The sequence below is a fragment of the Citrobacter sp. Cs237 genome, from assembly GCF_030332325.1.
Classification (GTDB): Bacteria; Pseudomonadota; Gammaproteobacteria; order Enterobacterales; family Enterobacteriaceae; genus Citrobacter_A; species Citrobacter_A sedlakii.
On the sequence record NZ_JAOWIB010000044.1, the window covers coordinates 86,596 to 102,183 of the forward strand.

General features: G+C 56.8%; 13 protein-coding genes. 8 read left to right on the plus strand and 5 right to left on the minus strand.

Going from position 1 to position 15,588, the window contains the following annotated elements; translation table 11 throughout:
- Positions 1–170: 170 nt before the first annotated feature.
- A complete protein-coding gene (rpmE, locus tag OGY07_RS01675) occupies positions 171–383 on the plus strand; it encodes a 50S ribosomal protein L31 (RefSeq protein WP_012907796.1) in 213 nt (70 codons plus the stop codon).
- Between the two features lie 54 nt (positions 384–437).
- Here the strand turns inward: rpmE and metJ are convergent, their stop codons facing one another.
- The gene (metJ, locus tag OGY07_RS01680) at positions 438–755 is read right to left on the minus strand and encodes a met regulon transcriptional regulator MetJ (RefSeq protein WP_012907792.1); all 318 of its coding nucleotides are present in this window, start codon (positions 753–755) and stop codon (positions 438–440) included.
- Between the two features lie 275 nt (positions 756–1,030).
- On the opposite strand from metJ, the gene metB reads away from it, so the two are divergent.
- Complete coding sequence (metB, locus tag OGY07_RS01685) at positions 1,031–2,191, plus strand: cystathionine gamma-synthase (protein ID WP_042292605.1); 1,161 nt, start codon at positions 1,031–1,033, stop codon at positions 2,189–2,191.
- Positions 2,192–2,193: 2 nt separating this feature from the next.
- Positions 2,194–4,626 carry a bifunctional aspartate kinase/homoserine dehydrogenase II gene (gene metL, locus OGY07_RS01690; protein ID WP_042292609.1) on the plus strand — a complete coding sequence of 811 codons (2,433 nt, stop codon included), beginning with the start codon at positions 2,194–2,196 and terminating at the stop codon, positions 4,624–4,626.
- 110 nt (positions 4,627–4,736) lie between these two features.
- On the opposite strand, the gene OGY07_RS01695 is transcribed toward metL, so the two are convergent.
- Entirely contained in the window at positions 4,737–5,108 is a 372-nt protein-coding gene (locus tag OGY07_RS01695; protein WP_060571007.1) for a carboxymuconolactone decarboxylase family protein, read from the minus strand.
- Positions 5,109–5,198: 90 nt separating this feature from the next.
- Here OGY07_RS01695 and OGY07_RS01700 point away from each other — a divergent pair, with 90 nt between their 5' ends.
- From OGY07_RS01700 to katG, 3 genes are all read left to right on the plus strand, one after another.
- A complete protein-coding gene (locus tag OGY07_RS01700) occupies positions 5,199–6,086 on the plus strand; it encodes a LysR family transcriptional regulator (protein ID WP_286598302.1) in 888 nt (295 codons plus the stop codon).
- Positions 6,087–6,263: 177 nt separating this feature from the next.
- Entirely contained in the window at positions 6,264–7,154 is an 891-nt protein-coding gene (gene metF / locus OGY07_RS01705; protein WP_042292615.1) for a methylenetetrahydrofolate reductase, read from the plus strand.
- 165 nt (positions 7,155–7,319) lie between these two features.
- Positions 7,320–9,500: a catalase/peroxidase HPI gene (gene katG / locus OGY07_RS01710; RefSeq protein ID WP_042292618.1), complete on the plus strand. Its 2,181-nt coding sequence runs from the start codon at positions 7,320–7,322 to the stop codon at positions 9,498–9,500.
- Between the two features lie 49 nt (positions 9,501–9,549).
- Here katG and gldA read toward each other — a convergent pair whose 3' ends face one another.
- The 3 genes from gldA to ptsP are packed head-to-tail and all read right to left on the minus strand — an operon-like array spanning position 9,550 to position 13,841.
- Positions 9,550–10,653 carry a bifunctional L-1,2-propanediol dehydrogenase/glycerol dehydrogenase gene (gene gldA / locus OGY07_RS01715; RefSeq protein ID WP_042292621.1) on the minus strand — a complete coding sequence of 368 codons (1,104 nt, stop codon included), beginning with the start codon at positions 10,651–10,653 and terminating at the stop codon, positions 9,550–9,552.
- A 12-nt stretch (positions 10,654–10,665) separates the two neighbouring features.
- Entirely contained in the window at positions 10,666–11,328 is a 663-nt protein-coding gene (gene fsa / locus OGY07_RS01720) for a fructose-6-phosphate aldolase (protein ID WP_042292623.1), read from the minus strand.
- 11 nt (positions 11,329–11,339) lie between these two features.
- On the minus strand, positions 11,340–13,841 hold the full coding sequence (gene ptsP, locus OGY07_RS01725) for a phosphoenolpyruvate--protein phosphotransferase (RefSeq protein WP_286598306.1): 2,502 nt from the start codon (positions 13,839–13,841) through the stop codon (positions 11,340–11,342).
- A gap of 308 nt (positions 13,842–14,149) precedes the next feature.
- Between ptsP and OGY07_RS01730 the strand changes: the two genes are divergently transcribed.
- Complete coding sequence (locus OGY07_RS01730; protein ID WP_211934989.1) at positions 14,150–15,229, plus strand: PTS fructose transporter subunit EIIC; 1,080 nt, start codon at positions 14,150–14,152, stop codon at positions 15,227–15,229.
- Between the two features lie 14 nt (positions 15,230–15,243).
- Positions 15,244–15,564, plus strand: coding sequence for a PTS fructose-like transporter subunit IIB (locus tag OGY07_RS01735; protein ID WP_012907781.1), 321 nt, complete (start codon positions 15,244–15,246; stop codon positions 15,562–15,564).
- Positions 15,565–15,588: the final 24 nt, after the last annotated feature.

Below are 15,588 nucleotides of genomic sequence, written 5' to 3' on the forward strand. Positions count from 1 at the left end.
TTCTGTATGATTCGCCGCCTTTGATGCAAATTGATCGCGTCAAAATTGACCATTACCCGAGAATTTCGCGCTGCTGGTGTAGAGTGGAAGGCGACGGGAAATAATTAACATCGCGTGGTGTCTGGCGTTAGGGCTGGAAGAGCGACGCGGCCTTAAACTGAGGTTTCCCCATGAAAAAAGATATTCACCCGAAATACGAAGAAATTACTGCTACCTGTTCTTGCGGTAACGTCATGAAAATCCGCTCTACCGTTGGTCACGATCTGAACCTGGACGTGTGCGGTAAATGCCACCCGTTCTACACGGGCAAACAGCGTGACGTTGCAACCGGTGGCCGTGTTGACCGCTTCAACAAGCGTTTCAGCATCCCGGGCAGCAAATAAGATTCTGCTGTCAAAGAAAAAAGCGCCGAAAGGCGCTTTTTTTGTCTCTGTAAATCAGTATTCCCACGTCTCCGGATCGATACCCAGTTCACGCATGATTTCTTTTGCCGCTTCCGGGATCTCGTCGCTGCGCTCTTTTCGCAAATCTTCATCGTTCGGAAGAGGTTGCCCGGTAAAGGCGTGCAAAAACGCTTCGCACAGCAGCTCGCTGTTGGTGGCGTGACGCAGGTTGTTCACCTGACGACGCGTACGTTCATCAGTGAGGATTTTTAACACCTTCAAAGGAATGGAAACCGTAATTTTCTTAACTTGTTCACTCTTCTTACCGTGCTCAGCGTATGGGCTGATATATTCGCCGCTCCATTCAGCCATGAGATACCTTAATCCTCTTTGTCATTAATATGGGGCCAGACCACACGCGGTGTGGCTATCAGCCGGAATTCCGCATAGTTTACCGTACAGGCGATCCCATGACACGGGTAAAGCGCCTGTAGTTGTGCGCTAATGCATATAATTTTAACGGCTATTTGCTGTTTGCTCAATCTATACGCAAAGAAGTTTAGATGTCCAGATGTATTGACGTCTATTGTCACAATGTTTACTCTGAAGCCTGACTTTTCACCGACTCAGCTCAGGAACTCCCTAACATGACGCGTAAACAGGCCACCATCGCAGTGCGTAGCGGGTTAAATGACGACGAACAGTACGGTTGTGTCGTCCCGCCGATTCATCTTTCCAGCACCTACAATTTCACCGGTTTTAATGAACCTCGCGCTCATGACTATTCTCGCCGCGGCAACCCGACGCGCGATGTGGTTCAGCGTGCGCTGGCGGAACTGGAAGGCGGTGCGGGCGCGGTGTTGACCAATACCGGCATGTCGGCGATCCATCTGGTCACGACGGTATTCCTGAAGCCTGGCGACCTGCTGGTGGCGCCACACGACTGCTATGGCGGCAGCTATCGCCTGTTTGACAGTCTGGCGAAGCGGGGGTGTTATCGCGTCCTGTTTGTCGACCAGGGCAACGAGCAAGCGCTACGGGCCGCGCTGGCGGAAAAACCGAAGCTGGTACTGGTAGAAAGTCCGAGTAATCCGCTGTTACGCGTGGTGGATATTGCGAAGATCTGCCAGTTGGCGCGGGACGCCGGGGCGGTGAGCGTCGTCGATAACACGTTTTTAAGCCCGGCGTTGCAAAATCCGCTGGCATTGGGCGCCGATCTGGTGTTGCATTCATGCACGAAATATCTGAATGGTCACTCTGACGTGGTGGCGGGCGTGGTGATTGCGAAAGATCCGGATACCGTTACTGAACTGGCATGGTGGGCGAATAATATCGGCGTCACCGGTAGCGCCTTTGACAGCTATTTGCTGCTGCGCGGGCTGCGCACGCTGTCGCCGCGCATGGAAGTGGCGCAGCGTAACGCGCAGGCGATTGTCGATTACCTGCAAACCCAGCCGCTGGTGAAAAAACTGTATCATCCATCACTGCCGGAAAATCAGGGCCATGAAATTGCCGCGCGCCAGCAAAAAGGCTTTGGCGCGATGTTGAGTTTTGAACTGGATGGCGATGAGCAGACGCTGCGTCGTTTCCTCGGCGGGCTGTCGTTGTTTACGCTGGCGGAATCCTTAGGGGGAGTGGAAAGTTTGATCTCTCACGCCGCGACGATGACCCATGCAGGCATGGCGCCCGAGGCGCGCGCTGCCGCCGGGATCTCTGAGACGCTGCTGCGTATCTCCACCGGTATTGAAGATGGCGAAGATTTAATTGCCGACCTGGAAAATGGCTTCCGGGCTGCAAACAAGGGGTAAACATGAGTGTGATTGCGCAGGCAGGGGCGAAGGGTCGCCAACTGCATAAATTTGGTGGCAGTAGTCTGGCTGACGTGAAGTGTTATCTGCGCGTGGCGGGCATTATGGCGGAATACTCACAGCCTGACGATATGATGGTGGTTTCCGCCGCAGGCAGCACCACCAACCAGTTGATTAGCTGGCTGAAACTCAGTCAGACCGATCGCCTCTCTGCGCATCAGGTGCAACAAACCCTTCGTCGCTATCAGTGCGATCTGATCAGCGGTCTGCTGCCTGCCGATGTGGCGGACAGTTTGATCAGTCTGTTTATCAGCGACCTGGAACGTCTGGCGGCGCTGCTGGACAGCGGCGTCACCGATGCGGTCTACGCGGAAGTGGTCGGCCACGGCGAAGTCTGGTCCGCGCGACTGATGTCCGCGGTGCTCAATCAGCAGGGAATGGAATCCGCCTGGCTGGACGCGCGCGAATTTCTCCGCGCCGAGCGCGCCGCGCAGCCGCAGGTCGACGAAGGTTTATCTTATCCGTTGTTGCAACAGTTGCTGGTGCAGCATCCGGGCAAACGTCTGGTGGTCACGGGTTTTATCAGCCGCAGCAATGCGGGTGAAACGGTACTGCTGGGGCGCAACGGTTCTGACTACTCGGCGACGCAGATAGGCGCGCTGGCGGGCGTTTCCCGGGTCACCATCTGGAGCGACGTCGCCGGGGTTTACAGCGCCGATCCGCGCAAGGTGAAAGATGCCTGCCTGCTGCCCCTGTTGCGTCTGGATGAAGCCAGCGAGCTGGCGCGTCTGGCCGCGCCGGTGCTGCATGCGCGCACGCTTCAGCCCGTTTCCGGCAGCGATATCGATCTGCAATTACGCTGTAGCTACACGCCGGATCAGGGGTCCACGCGCATTGAACGTGTGCTGGCCTCCGGGACAGGCGCGCGTATCGTTACCAGTCATGATGATGTGTGCCTGATTGAGTTTCAGGTGCCCGCGAGCCAGGACTTTAAGCTGGCGTATAAGGATATCGACCAGATCCTGAAACGCGCGCAGGTGCGTCCGCTGGCGGTGGGCGTCCATCACGATCGTCAACTGCTTCAGTTCTGTTACACCTCTGAAGTCGCCGACAGCGCGCTGAGGATCCTTGACGAGGCGGGCTTACCGGGAGAACTGCGCCTGCGGCAGGGGCTTGCGCTGGTGGCAATGGTCGGCGCGGGGGTCACCCGCAACCCGCTGCACTGCCACCGTTTTTGGCAGCAACTAAAAGGTCAGCCGGTCGAGTTCACCTGGCAATCGGAAGAGGGCATCAGCCTGGTCGCGGTGTTACGTACAGGCCCGACCGAAAGCCTGATTCAGGGCTTACATCAGTCTCTTTTCCGCGCCGAAAAGCGTATCGGTCTGGTGCTGTTTGGTAAGGGCAATATTGGCTCCCGTTGGCTGGAACTGTTTGCCCGCGAGCAGAGCACGTTGTCGGCGCGTACCGGGTTTGAATTTGTGCTGGCGGGCGTGGTGGACAGTCGCCGCAGCCTGCTGAACTACGAAGGACTGGATGCCAGCCGTGCGCTGGCGTTCTTTGGCGACGAAGCCGTTGAACAGGATGAAGAGTCGCTGTTTTTATGGATGCGCGCACACCCCTACGATGATCTGGTGGTGCTGGACGTGACGGCGAGCGAGCAACTGGCGGATCAATATCTCGACTTTGCCAGCCATGGTTTTCACGTTATCAGCGCCAATAAACTGGCCGGGGCGAGCAACAGTGACAAGTACCGGCAAATTCACGACGCGTTTGATAAAACGGGTCGCCACTGGCTGTATAACGCCACCGTGGGGGCCGGATTGCCAATCAACCATACTGTGCGCGATCTCATCGACAGTGGCGATACCATTTTGTCGATCAGTGGGATCTTCTCCGGTACGCTCTCGTGGCTGTTCCTGCAGTTTGACGGCACCGTGCCGTTCACCGAACTGGTGGATCAGGCCTGGCAGCAGGGGCTGACCGAGCCGGACCCGCGTGTGGATCTGTCCGGTAAAGACGTGATGCGTAAGCTGGTGATTCTGGCACGTGAAGCAGGTTACGATATCGAGCCGGATCAGGTGCGCGTCGAGTCGTTGGTACCCGCGCATTGCGAAGAGGGCTCCATCGACCATTTCTTTGAAAACGGCGATGAGCTGAACGAGCAGATGGTTCAGCGTCTGGAGGCCGCCCGCGAGATGGGGCTGGTGCTGCGCTACGTGGCGCGTTTTGACGCTAACGGTAAAGCGCGCGTTGGCGTCGAAGCCGTGCGCCCGGAGCATCCGCTGGCGGCGCTGCTGCCGTGTGATAACGTGTTTGCCATCGAAAGCCGCTGGTATCGCGACAACCCGCTGGTGATCCGCGGGCCGGGCGCGGGACGCGACGTGACCGCCGGGGCGATTCAGTCGGACATCAACCGCCTGGCGCAACTGTTATAACCTGTGTTGCAGGCCGGAGGGCGGTTTCGCCTTATCCGGCTGCATCAGCGTTGTCATCGGGCGCGATACCGGCTGGCGATTCATGTAATTTGCCTGTGGTCGACGCTATTTTATTGTCGGGCAAAAACCTCTTTTGCGGCGAACAGCCCGTTTAGCGCAGCCGGAAATCCGGCGTAGACCGCCATCTGCATCATGACTTCAATGATTTCCGCCTGCGTGAGTCCGACATGTAAGGCGGCTTCGATATGCACTTTTAGCTGCGGCGCGGCGTTGCCCATGGCGGTTAATGCCGCGACCGTGGCGATTTCCCGACTGCGTAAATCCAGCTCTGAGCGGGAATAAATATCGCCAAACGGAAATTCAATCAGATAGCGGGCGAAGTCCGGCGCGATATCCCGCAAACTGTCGATAACCGCATCGCCGCCTTTACCGTCTACCTGTTGCAGCATCTGCTGGCCCTTTATAAAACGCTCGGAATACATGGTCTTTTTCTCCTGGTGCACAGTATGTGGCGTGAGGATAGGATGTCCGAAAAAATATCGATAATACCGTTTTCGTGATACCTTTTTGGTATGACACCACCGCTGATACATGCTCTGGATATCCGTCTGCTGCGCTACTTTGCCGTGGTAGCAGAAGAGAACAACATGAGCCGTGCGGCGCAGCGATTGTTTATGTCGCAGCCCCCACTGAGTCGCCATATTCGCCAGCTTGAAGAACGGCTGGGGGTAGCGCTTTTTGTTCGTCATACCAAAGGGTTAACGTTGACAGAAGAAGGGCGGCGGGTGCTTGAAATCGTCGGTCCTCTGCTGGAGATGCAGGAAAAAACCTACGCGATGCTGCAACGGGTCGCACAACGCGGTGATCGCGCGCTACGACTGGGATTAAGCACCGCATTCGAACAAGGCGTGTTTGCACCGCTGGAAACGCAGTTGCGCACGCGCGTGCAGCGACTGCATATCGTACGCCACGGATCGCCAGAACTTGCGCGCCTGGTGCGTCGGGGCAAGCTGGATGCCGCGCTGGTGGCGCTACCGCTGGAGACCGCCGGGCTCGCTGTTACGCCAGTAGACTGGCAGGAGCCGCTGATAGCTGCACTGCCCGCCAGCTGGCCGGAAGCGGAAACTGCCTCACTTTCCCTGAAGGAGCTGAATCACCGACCGTTATTCTGGTTTAAGCGTGAGCGCAATCCGGCGTTCTTTGACTACACGCGGAAAATTTTTCATCGCGCTGGCTATTTCCCCGCCTGTATAGAAGAACCGCTGGAGCACGATGTGCTGCTCGCCCGCATCGCCCACGGCGACGGTCTCAGCTTACTTCCCGCGTCGTTCGCCGCTATTCAGCGCCGGGGCGTAGTTTTCCGCCCGCTATGCAACGGTGAACTGACGCTTCAGGCTGGCCTGGCGACGCTGCCAGAGGACGTTGCGCGGTGGCAGTGGCTAGCGTCAGTCCGGTTCTGATACCGGGGTATCCCTGGCGTCATGAATTATTTTCATCTTCCCTGAGTTTTCCTCACCTTTTACGCTGATTTTTAGGTTGACGGCATCGCACTTTTCCGTCATTTTTACATCTGGACGTCTAAACGGATAGATGTTCACAACACAACATATAATGACACGCGATTGATGAGGTAAGGTATGAGCTTTTTTCACGCCAACCAGCGGGAAGCCCTGAATCAGAGCCTGGCGGAAGTCCAGGGTCAGATTAACGTTTCGTTCGAGTTTTTCCCGCCGCGCACCAGTGAAATGGAGCAAACCCTATGGAATTCTATCGATCGCCTGAGCAGCCTGAAGCCGAAGTTTGTGTCGGTAACGTACGGAGCCAATTCCGGTGAACGCGACCGTACGCACAGCATCATTAAAGGCATTAAAGATCGTACCGGGCTGGAAGCCGCGCCGCATCTGACCTGCATCGACGCGACACGCGATGAACTGCGTACCATCGCCCGTGACTACTGGAATAACGGCATTCGCCATATCGTTGCCCTGCGCGGCGACCTGCCTCCGGGCAGCGGCAAGCCGGATATGTACGCAACTGACCTGGTCAGCCTGCTGAAAGAAGTGGCGGATTTTGATATCTCCGTGGCGGCCTATCCGGAAGTGCATCCGGAAGCGAAAAGCGCTCAGGCAGATCTGTTGAACCTGAAGCGTAAAGTGGATGCTGGCGCCAACCGCGCGATTACCCAGTTCTTCTTTGACGTCGAAAGCTACCTGCGTTTTCGCGATCGCTGCGTTTCGGCAGGCATTGATGTGGAAATTATCCCTGGCATCCTGCCGGTCTCTAACTTTAAACAGGCGAAGAAGTTCGCGGATATGACCAATGTGCGTATTCCGGCATGGATGTCACAAATGTTTAACGGTCTTGATGACGATGCGGAAACACGGAAACTGGTCGGCGCCAATATTGCTATGGATATGGTTAAGATTCTCAGCCGTGAAGGGGTAAAAGATTTTCATTTCTATACACTTAACCGCGCGGAGATGAGTTACGCAATCTGCCACACACTGGGCGTCAGACCTGCCCTGTAAATACCCCGGCCCTCCCTGGAGGGCTTTTTTACGCCTCGTTTTGATCCACATCTTGTTAACGTAAAATATAAAAGGTATCGACTATCGAATCTGTGGATTATATCGACTATATCTAAGCTCCTGTGGTGTATATCGTAACGGTAACATTGAAAAGGGAGCTGAGATATGAGCACGTCTGACGATACCCATAACACCTTATCCACCGGAAAATGCCCGTTCCATAAGGGCGGTCACGACCAGAGCGCTGGCGCAGGAACCACCAGCCGCGACTGGTGGCCTAACCAACTTCGCGTGGACCTTCTGAATCAACATTCCAATCGTTCCAACCCGCTGGGTGAGGACTTTGACTACCGCAAAGAATTCAGCAAATTAGATTACTCCGCCCTTAAAGGCGATCTCAAAGCGTTGCTGACCGAATCGCAACCGTGGTGGCCTGCCGACTGGGGCAGCTATGCCGGTCTGTTTATTCGTATGGCCTGGCATGGCGCGGGCACTTACCGTTCGATTGACGGACGAGGCGGCGCAGGTCGCGGTCAACAGCGCTTCGCCCCGCTGAACTCCTGGCCTGACAACGTCAGCCTCGACAAAGCACGTCGTCTGCTGTGGCCAATCAAACAAAAATACGGGCAAAAAATTTCCTGGGCGGACCTGTTTATTCTGGCGGGCAACGTGGCGCTGGAAAACTCGGGCTTCCGCACCTTTGGCTTCGGCGCAGGACGTGAAGACGTCTGGGAACCGGATCTCGATGTGAACTGGGGCGATGAGAAAGCCTGGTTGACTCACCGCCACCCGGAAGCGCTGGCGAAAGCGCCGCTGGGCGCCACTGAGATGGGGCTGATCTACGTGAACCCGGAAGGTCCGGATCACAGCGGTGAACCATTGTCTGCGGCGGCGGCTATTCGCGCCACCTTTGGCAACATGGGGATGAATGACGAAGAAACCGTCGCGCTGATCGGCGGCGGACATACGCTTGGGAAAACCCACGGCGCGGCAGCTGCCTCTCACGTTGGGCCGGATCCGGAAGCGGCGCCGATTGAAGCCCAGGGCTTAGGCTGGGCAAGCTCTTTTGGCAGCGGTTCAGGCGCGGATGCGATTACCTCCGGTCTGGAAGTTGTATGGACGCAAACCCCAACCCAGTGGAGCAATTACTTCTTCGAGAACCTGTTTAAATACGAGTGGGTGCAAACGCGCAGCCCGGCAGGGGCGATCCAGTTTGAAGCGGTGGATGCTCCGGAAATCATTCCGGATCCGTTTGATCCGTCGAAGAAACGTAAGCCGACGATGCTGGTGACCGATCTGACGCTGCGTTTTGATCCGGAATTCGAAAAGATTTCCCGTCGCTTCCTCAACGATCCGCAGGCCTTTAACGAAGCCTTCGCCCGCGCGTGGTTCAAATTAACGCACAGGGATATGGGGCCGAAAGCGCGCTATATCGGTCCGGAAGTACCGAAAGAAGATCTGATCTGGCAGGATCCGCTGCCACAGCCGGTTTATCATCCAACCGAAGAAGACATCATTAACCTGAAGGCGGCGATTGCATCTTCCGGCCTGTCCGTCAGCGAACTGGTTTCTGTCGCCTGGGCGTCGGCGTCCACCTTCCGCGGCGGTGACAAACGCGGCGGCGCCAACGGTGCGCGTCTGGCTTTAGCGCCGCAGCGCGACTGGGATGTTAACGCCACGGCGGCGCGCGTATTGCCGGTGCTGGAAGAGATTCAAAAGTCGACGGGTAAAGCCTCTCTGGCCGATATCATCGTGCTGGCCGGGGTGGTGGGCATTGAAAAGGCGGCGAGTGATGCTGGCGTGAGCATTGGCGTACCGTTTACGCCGGGCCGGGTGGATGCCCGTCAGGATCAGACGGATATCGAGACCTTTGAACTGCTTGAGCCGATTGCTGACGGTTTCCGTAACTACCGTGCGCGTCTGGATGTCTCCACTACCGAGTCACTGCTGATTGATAAAGCACAACAGCTTACCCTGACCGCGCCGGAGATGACGGCCCTGGTCGGCGGGATGCGCGTGCTCGGCACAAACTTCGACGGCAGCCAGAACGGCGTCTTCACTGACCGTGTCGGCGTACTCAGCAACGATTTCTTCGTGAATCTGCTGGATATGCGCTACGAATGGAAAGCGACCGATGAGTCTGGCGAACTGTTTGAAGGACGCGATCGCCTGAGCGGCGAAGTGAAGTACACCGCAACCCGCGCTGACCTGGTGTTTGGTTCTAACTCCGTGCTGCGTGCGCTGGCTGAAGTGTATGCCTGCAACGACGCTCGCGAGAAGTTCGTGAAGGACTTTGTCGCGGCATGGGTGAAAGTGATGAATCTCGACCGTTTCGACCTGCTGTAAATGTAAGCCTGGATGCCGGATGGCGTTAGCGCCATCCGGCAAACTCAACTTATTCCCACTCTTGCAGGTAGCGCTGACCGTATTGATCGGCCACCAGCAGGGCGGCATACACTTCGTCCGGCGTCGCACCGCCAGGCATGTTATGGATCGTTTCTCCTTCCGCACAGGCGGCTTCTGCCACAGTGCGCATTTTCGCCGGAATATCCTGTTTAATATCCAGTTGCGCCAGTGTGATTGGTAGACCGACGGAGTGACACAACGCGGCGACAGTTTCAATTTCTTCTACCGGGGCATTTTCCAGCACCAACTGCGTCAACGTACCAAACGCCACTTTTTCACCATGATAGTAGTGATGCGCATCAGGAATCGCCGTCAGGCCGTTATGGATTGCGTGGGCTGCCGCCAGACCTCCACTTTCAAAACCGACGCCGCTCAGGTAGGTGTTCGCTTCGATTACGCGCTCAAGAGCGGGCGTCACAACGTGCTGCTCGGCGGCCAGCATCGCTTTTTCGCCTTCTTCCAGCAGCGTGTTGTAGCACAGCTCAGCCAGCGCCAGCGCGGCCTGGGTGCATTTCCCTCCCGCCATGGTAACCGCGCCGCTACGTGAACAAGCGCGCGCTTCAAACCAGGTTGCCAGCGCATCGCCAATACCTGCGGCTAACAAACGCGCCGGGGCGCCAGCGACAATTTTAGTGTCGACGATCACCATGTGCGGGTTATGCGGCAGCATCAGATAACGGTCGAATTCTCCGGCGTCGGTGTAGATAACGGAAAGGGCGCTGCATGGCGCATCGGTGGAGGCAATCGTCGGCGCGATAGCGACCGGCACGTTCATAAAGTGTGCAAGCGCTTTTGCGGTATCAAGCGTTTTACCCCCGCCGATGCCGAGCACTGCCGCACATTGCGCTTTTTCAGCCACGTCGCGCAGTCGGTCAATCTCGTTCTGGGAACATTCGCCGCCAAACGGTGCGATTTCCAGCGTCAGTCCGGCGTCCTGGATGCTTTTTTCCAGCGCGCTCTGGGCGAAACCCAGAACAAATTTGTCGCCGACAACCAGCCAGCGTTCTGCCAGCGGCTTGAGGTAGTCGCCAAGACGTGTGATGACATCTGCTCCCTGGATGTATTTACCAGGTGATTGAATAATGCGATCCATACGTTATCCCCTTTACAGGTTGATGTTTCCGAAAGCGTTTTTCCAGTCTTGCTCAAACTTCTCAATAGCCGACTGTACCGCAGGGGTATCAAGCATTTGTTGCGCTACATCTAAAGGAAGGGTGATCGCTTCGCAACCTGCCAGCAAACAGTCCAGCGCCTGGCGGGGGGTTTTGAAACTGGCCGCCAGCACTTTGCTGTCCGGGGCGTGCAGTTCCAGCAGCGTTTGCAGTTCCTGCACCGTACGGATGCCGTCTCCGCCCTGCGCGTCGACGCGGTTGACGTAGGGCGCGACGTATTTTGCGCCTGCCAGCGCGGCCAGCAGCCCCTGCGATGCGCTGTAGACGGCGGTGCCGAGGGTGGTAATCCCTTCGGTTTTCAGTTGCTTGATTGCGGCCAGTCCTTCGGACGTCACCGGGATTTTCACCACAATGCCCGGTATGGCGTTGTTCAGTCGCTTCGCTTCGCTCACCATGCCCTGCGCGTCGCGGCTCATGGTCTGGGCAAACAGAATGCCGGTTTCGCCAATGGCGTTTTGTAAGCGAGGCAGCACATCCCAAACAGACTCTTTACTTGCCGCCACAATGCTCGGGTTAGTGGTCACGCCCGCAATCGGGAAGATGCGTGCCAGACGTTCGACTTCCCGCACATTGGCGGTATCTAAATACAGCTCCATTTTCCTTCCTCTCAGAGTTCAAGTTCATGTTGCAGCAGACTGGCGATGGCGTCGGCGGACGCGGCGTTCACCAGCGCGTTACGAAATTCTTCATGCATAATCCGGCGGGCCAGGCGCGAGAAAATGCGCATATGCTGATCGCCAGCGGCGTGTTTGTTGAGTGTGAGCATGATGATGAACTGCGCATCGTCGTCTCCCCAACGCACCGGCGCGTTGAGGCGCGCCACGCTGATGGTCGATTGCTCAATGTGTTCAGACTTGCTGTGTGGAATGGCGAAGCTAAAGCCCAAACCGGTGGAGAATACTGCTTCGCGTGCCCAGAGATCGGCTTCCAGTTTGCGTGGATAGCGGCAACGGCCCGCCAGCAGTAAGCTGTCGGTCATTCCTTTGATCACCTCCTCTTTACTGCGCCAGTCGCTGTCAAGCCGGATGCACTCGGCGGTGACCAGCGGGGCGTCCTGCTGGCTCATGCGGAACTGCGCCAGCAAATGTTCCACTTCCAGCGACGTACGGCAGGCCATCGCCTGATTCAGCAACTGGCGACAGGCACGGCTGTCCAGTTGCGCCATCCGCGCTTTAGCGGCGGGGATTGACGGTGCGCTCATGCTGATTTCATCCAGGCCTAACCCCACGAGCAGCGGCAGTACGGAGCCTTTGGCGCCCAGTTCGCCACACAGGCCAATCCATTTTCCCTGGCGATGCACCGCCTGCACCGCGTAGTCCAGTGCGCGTAAAAAGGCCGGATTCAGGCTGTTGTAGTGGCGGGTGACTTTGGCGTTATCGCGATCGACGGCCAGCAGATATTGTGTCAGGTCGTTGCTGCCGATGCTGAAGAAATCAATTTCTTCGCAGCACTGGTCGATAATGAACATTACCGACGGCACTTCCAGCATAATGCCAAGAGGGATTTTCTCATCGAACGGAATGTGTTCATTGCGTAACTGCTGTTTGGCTTCCGCCAGTTTCTCTTTGACCCACAGGATCTCCTCCATGGAGGAGATCATCGGAATCATGATCTTCAGACTGCCGTGGGCGGATGCGCGCAGAATCGATCGCAGTTGGGTGGTAAACAGCGCGGCGTATTCTTCGTAGATGCGTACAGCGCGATAGCCGAGGAACGGGTTGGCTTCGGCAGGAATGTTCAGGTAGTCCACCGGCTTATCGCCGCCGATGTCCATTGTGCGCACGATAATGCTGCGTCCCCGCGCGGACTCCAGCGCCTGGCAAAAAATATTGTATAACTCGTTTTCGTCCGGCGCGCTGGCGCGATCCATATACAGCATTTCCGTGCGGAACAGACCGACCGCTTCCGCACCGTTACTGAATGCCGCCTGGGCTTCAACGGCGTGGGCGATGTTAGCGGCGACTTCCATCCGGATGCCGTCAGCGGTGCGCGCTTCCTGCGTCAGCCAGATGCGCTGCTGTTCACGCAGCGTCTCCTGTACCCGGGCTTCTTGTTGATAATAGCGCTCGATGGCTTCGCTCGGCGACACCACTACCGCGCCTGCGTTTCCGTCGATATACACTTTCTGATGCCGCCACGGTGTTAAGGCCTCTGTCTCTACGCCCACCAGCGTCGGGATATTGAACGAGCGGGCGAGAATGACCGTGTGCGACGTGGTGCCGCCGCTTTTTAACAACAACCCTTTCAGGTACGTTTTATCCAGCTCCAGAAACTGGCTTGGCGTCAGTTCGTCCGCCATACACACGGCTGGCTGGGTCAGTTGGCCCGGCGGCGGAAAACGTGTTTCGCCGTAAATATGCTGTAACAGCTGGAAGCAGACGTCACGGACATCCAGCGCGCGTTCCTGCAGATAATTGCTGCTGGAGCGGGCGAATTCGTCGCAGAAATGGTTCGCACTTTCGACAATCACCTGCGCGCAGCTTAAGCCGCGCGAAACGCCAGCCAGCAGATGCTGACGCAGGGATGCGTCGCTTGCCAGTGAACGGTGGGCTTCCAGAATCGCGCTGGTAGGACCGTCACTGTCCAGCAAACGGAACGCAATGTTTTTCGTTAACAACGTCAGACCGCGATCCAGCGCTGACTGTTCCTGCTCCACGTCTTTCGCTGCTGGAAGTTCGCCGAGCGCGTTAAGATCCAGCGAAGAGAGCGGAGTCAGCACGCCACCCGCGCTACCGTTGCAGACGGGGCGGGCGCGGAATAACTGCGGGTTAAGGTGAGTCAGCGAGGCCGGAAGCGCGTCTAATTCACGGTTATTAACCTCTGCGAGCGGCGCATCGCAATGCGGAAATTCATCGCGTAGCCACTGATTCAGTCGCTGGTGGGCATTGGCTTCATCTGCGCCGGTAATCAGCAACTGGCAACGGTCGCCTGCCAGCGTGTCGGTGCCGATCAGCGACAGCGCGCTTTTGGCGTTACCTTTTCGGCCAGTGCGCAGATTGTGCCATTCAATCTGAGACGTAAAGGTATTGCACAGCGTTTCCACGTGGCTTGCCGGGCGCGCATGGACGCCATTGGGCAGTTCACAGGTAAATTCCACAATCAGGGCCATTGCCTCTCTCCCATAACGGATTTCTGCTTACAGGATAAAAGGGCTTGGTTGAGCTCTGCCATGTGACAAATCTGCCAAAAACTGGATAAATGTAATGTAAGGTGAAAAGTGCGAGTCGCCTCACAACTCGACAAGTTAGCTGTCATCTGTCGGCGAGTAGAAGTTATGAGGCGGATCGCATTTTTGTACTGATATTACAAAAATCCAGTAAATGGCCTTTTTATCCACTGTCTGCGTCGCTGCGGATTGCCTATTGTTTGCCACAACAACGTTATGGATATGGGCTTTCACTGGCCCGGGAGCGACGTATGAAAGAGTTGGTGCAGATCCTGAAAAATACCCGTCAGCATCTGATGACGGGGGTGTCGCATATGATCCCCTTTGTTGTCGCGGGCGGCATCTTGCTGGCGGTCTCCGTCATGCTGTATGGCAAAGGTGCGGTGCCGGATGCCGCAACTGACCCGAATCTGAAGAAACTGTTCGACATCGGCGTCGCCGGGCTGACCCTGATGGTGCCTTTCCTCGCCGCGTATATAGGTTATTCCATAGCTGAACGTTCCGCGCTGGCGCCCTGCGCGATTGGCGCCTGGGTGGGCAACAGCTTTGGCGCCGGGTTTTTTGGTGCGCTGATTGCCGGGATTATCGGCGGTATCGTGGTGCATTACCTGAAAAAAATCCCGGTGCATAAGGTGCTGCGTTCGGTCATGCCGATCTTCGTTATCCCTATCGTCGGCACCTTTATCACCGCGGGTATCATGATGTGGGGGCTGGGTGAGCCGGTGGGCGCGCTGACCAGCAGCCTGACGCAATGGTTACAAGGGATGCAGCAAGGCAGCATCGTCATGTTAGCGGTCATTATGGGGCTGATGCTGGCCTTTGATATGGGCGGTCCGGTGAACAAAGTGGCCTATGCCTTCATGCTCATCTGCGTGGCGCAGGGGGTCTATACCGTCGTGGCGATTGCCGCCGTCGCAATCTGCGTACCGCCGCTGGGCTTAGGGCTGGCGACGCTGCTGGGGCGTAAAAACTTCTCTTCTGAAGAACGCGAAGCCGGAAAAGCGGCGCTGGTGATGGGCTGTGTGGGCGTCACCGAAGGGGCGATACCGTTTGCTGCCGCTGACCCGCTGCGCGTGATCCCCTCCATCATGCTCGGTTCTGCCTGTGGCGCGGTTACCGCCGCGCTGTTCGGCGCGCAGTGCTACGCCGGTTGGGGCGGGTTAATCGTGTTGCCGGTGGTAGAAGGAAAACTGGGGTATATCGCTGCGGTTGTGGTTGGCGCGCTCGTTACTGCGCTCTGCGTGAACGTACTGAAAAGCCTGGCGCGGAAGAATGTCTCTCAGGCCGATGAAAAAGAAGACGATCTCGATTTAGATTTTGAAATGAATTAAGTGAGGAATAAACCATGACGAAAATTATTGCCGTGACCGCATGCCCTTCTGGCGTTGCGCATACCTATATGGCAGCCGAAGCGCTGGAAAGCGCGGCGAAAGCCAAGGGTTGGGAAGTGAAAGTGGAGACCCAGGGTTCGATTGGCCTGGAAAATGAACTGACGCCAGACGACGTGGCGAGCGCGGATATGGTGATTCTGACCAAAGATATCGGCATTAAGTTTGAAGAGCGTTTTGCCGGGAAGACCATCGTGCGCGTCAACATCAGCGATGCGGTTAAACGTGCCGACGCCATCATGAATAAGATTGACGCGCATCTGGCGCAAACCGCGTAACCGTTTTGGATTTAAGAGCCTGGT

Bases quoted from the DNA above. Each gene is read 5' to 3' on its own strand.
- ptsP (WP_286598306.1), bottom strand. From the start codon at position 13,841: ATGGCCCTGATTGTGGAATTTACCTGTGAACTGCCCAATGGCGTCCAT.
- metJ (WP_012907792.1), bottom strand. From the start codon at position 755: ATGGCTGAATGGAGCGGCGAATATATCAGCCCATACGCTGAGCACGGT.
- OGY07_RS01735 (WP_012907781.1), top strand. From the start codon at position 15,244: ATGACGAAAATTATTGCCGTGACCGCATGCCCTTCTGGCGTTGCGCAT.
- metB (WP_042292605.1), top strand. From the start codon at position 1,031: ATGACGCGTAAACAGGCCACCATCGCAGTGCGTAGCGGGTTAAATGAC.
- metF (WP_042292615.1), top strand. From the start codon at position 6,264: ATGAGCTTTTTTCACGCCAACCAGCGGGAAGCCCTGAATCAGAGCCTG.
- gldA (WP_042292621.1), bottom strand. From the start codon at position 10,653: ATGGATCGCATTATTCAATCACCTGGTAAATACATCCAGGGAGCAGAT.
- rpmE (WP_012907796.1), top strand. From the start codon at position 171: ATGAAAAAAGATATTCACCCGAAATACGAAGAAATTACTGCTACCTGT.
- metL (WP_042292609.1), top strand. From the start codon at position 2,194: ATGAGTGTGATTGCGCAGGCAGGGGCGAAGGGTCGCCAACTGCATAAA.
- OGY07_RS01695 (WP_060571007.1), bottom strand. From the start codon at position 5,108: ATGTATTCCGAGCGTTTTATAAAGGGCCAGCAGATGCTGCAACAGGTA.
- fsa (WP_042292623.1), bottom strand. From the start codon at position 11,328: ATGGAGCTGTATTTAGATACCGCCAATGTGCGGGAAGTCGAACGTCTG.
- OGY07_RS01730 (WP_211934989.1), top strand. From the start codon at position 14,150: ATGAAAGAGTTGGTGCAGATCCTGAAAAATACCCGTCAGCATCTGATG.
- katG (WP_042292618.1), top strand. From the start codon at position 7,320: ATGAGCACGTCTGACGATACCCATAACACCTTATCCACCGGAAAATGC.
- OGY07_RS01700 (WP_286598302.1), top strand. From the start codon at position 5,199: ATGACACCACCGCTGATACATGCTCTGGATATCCGTCTGCTGCGCTAC.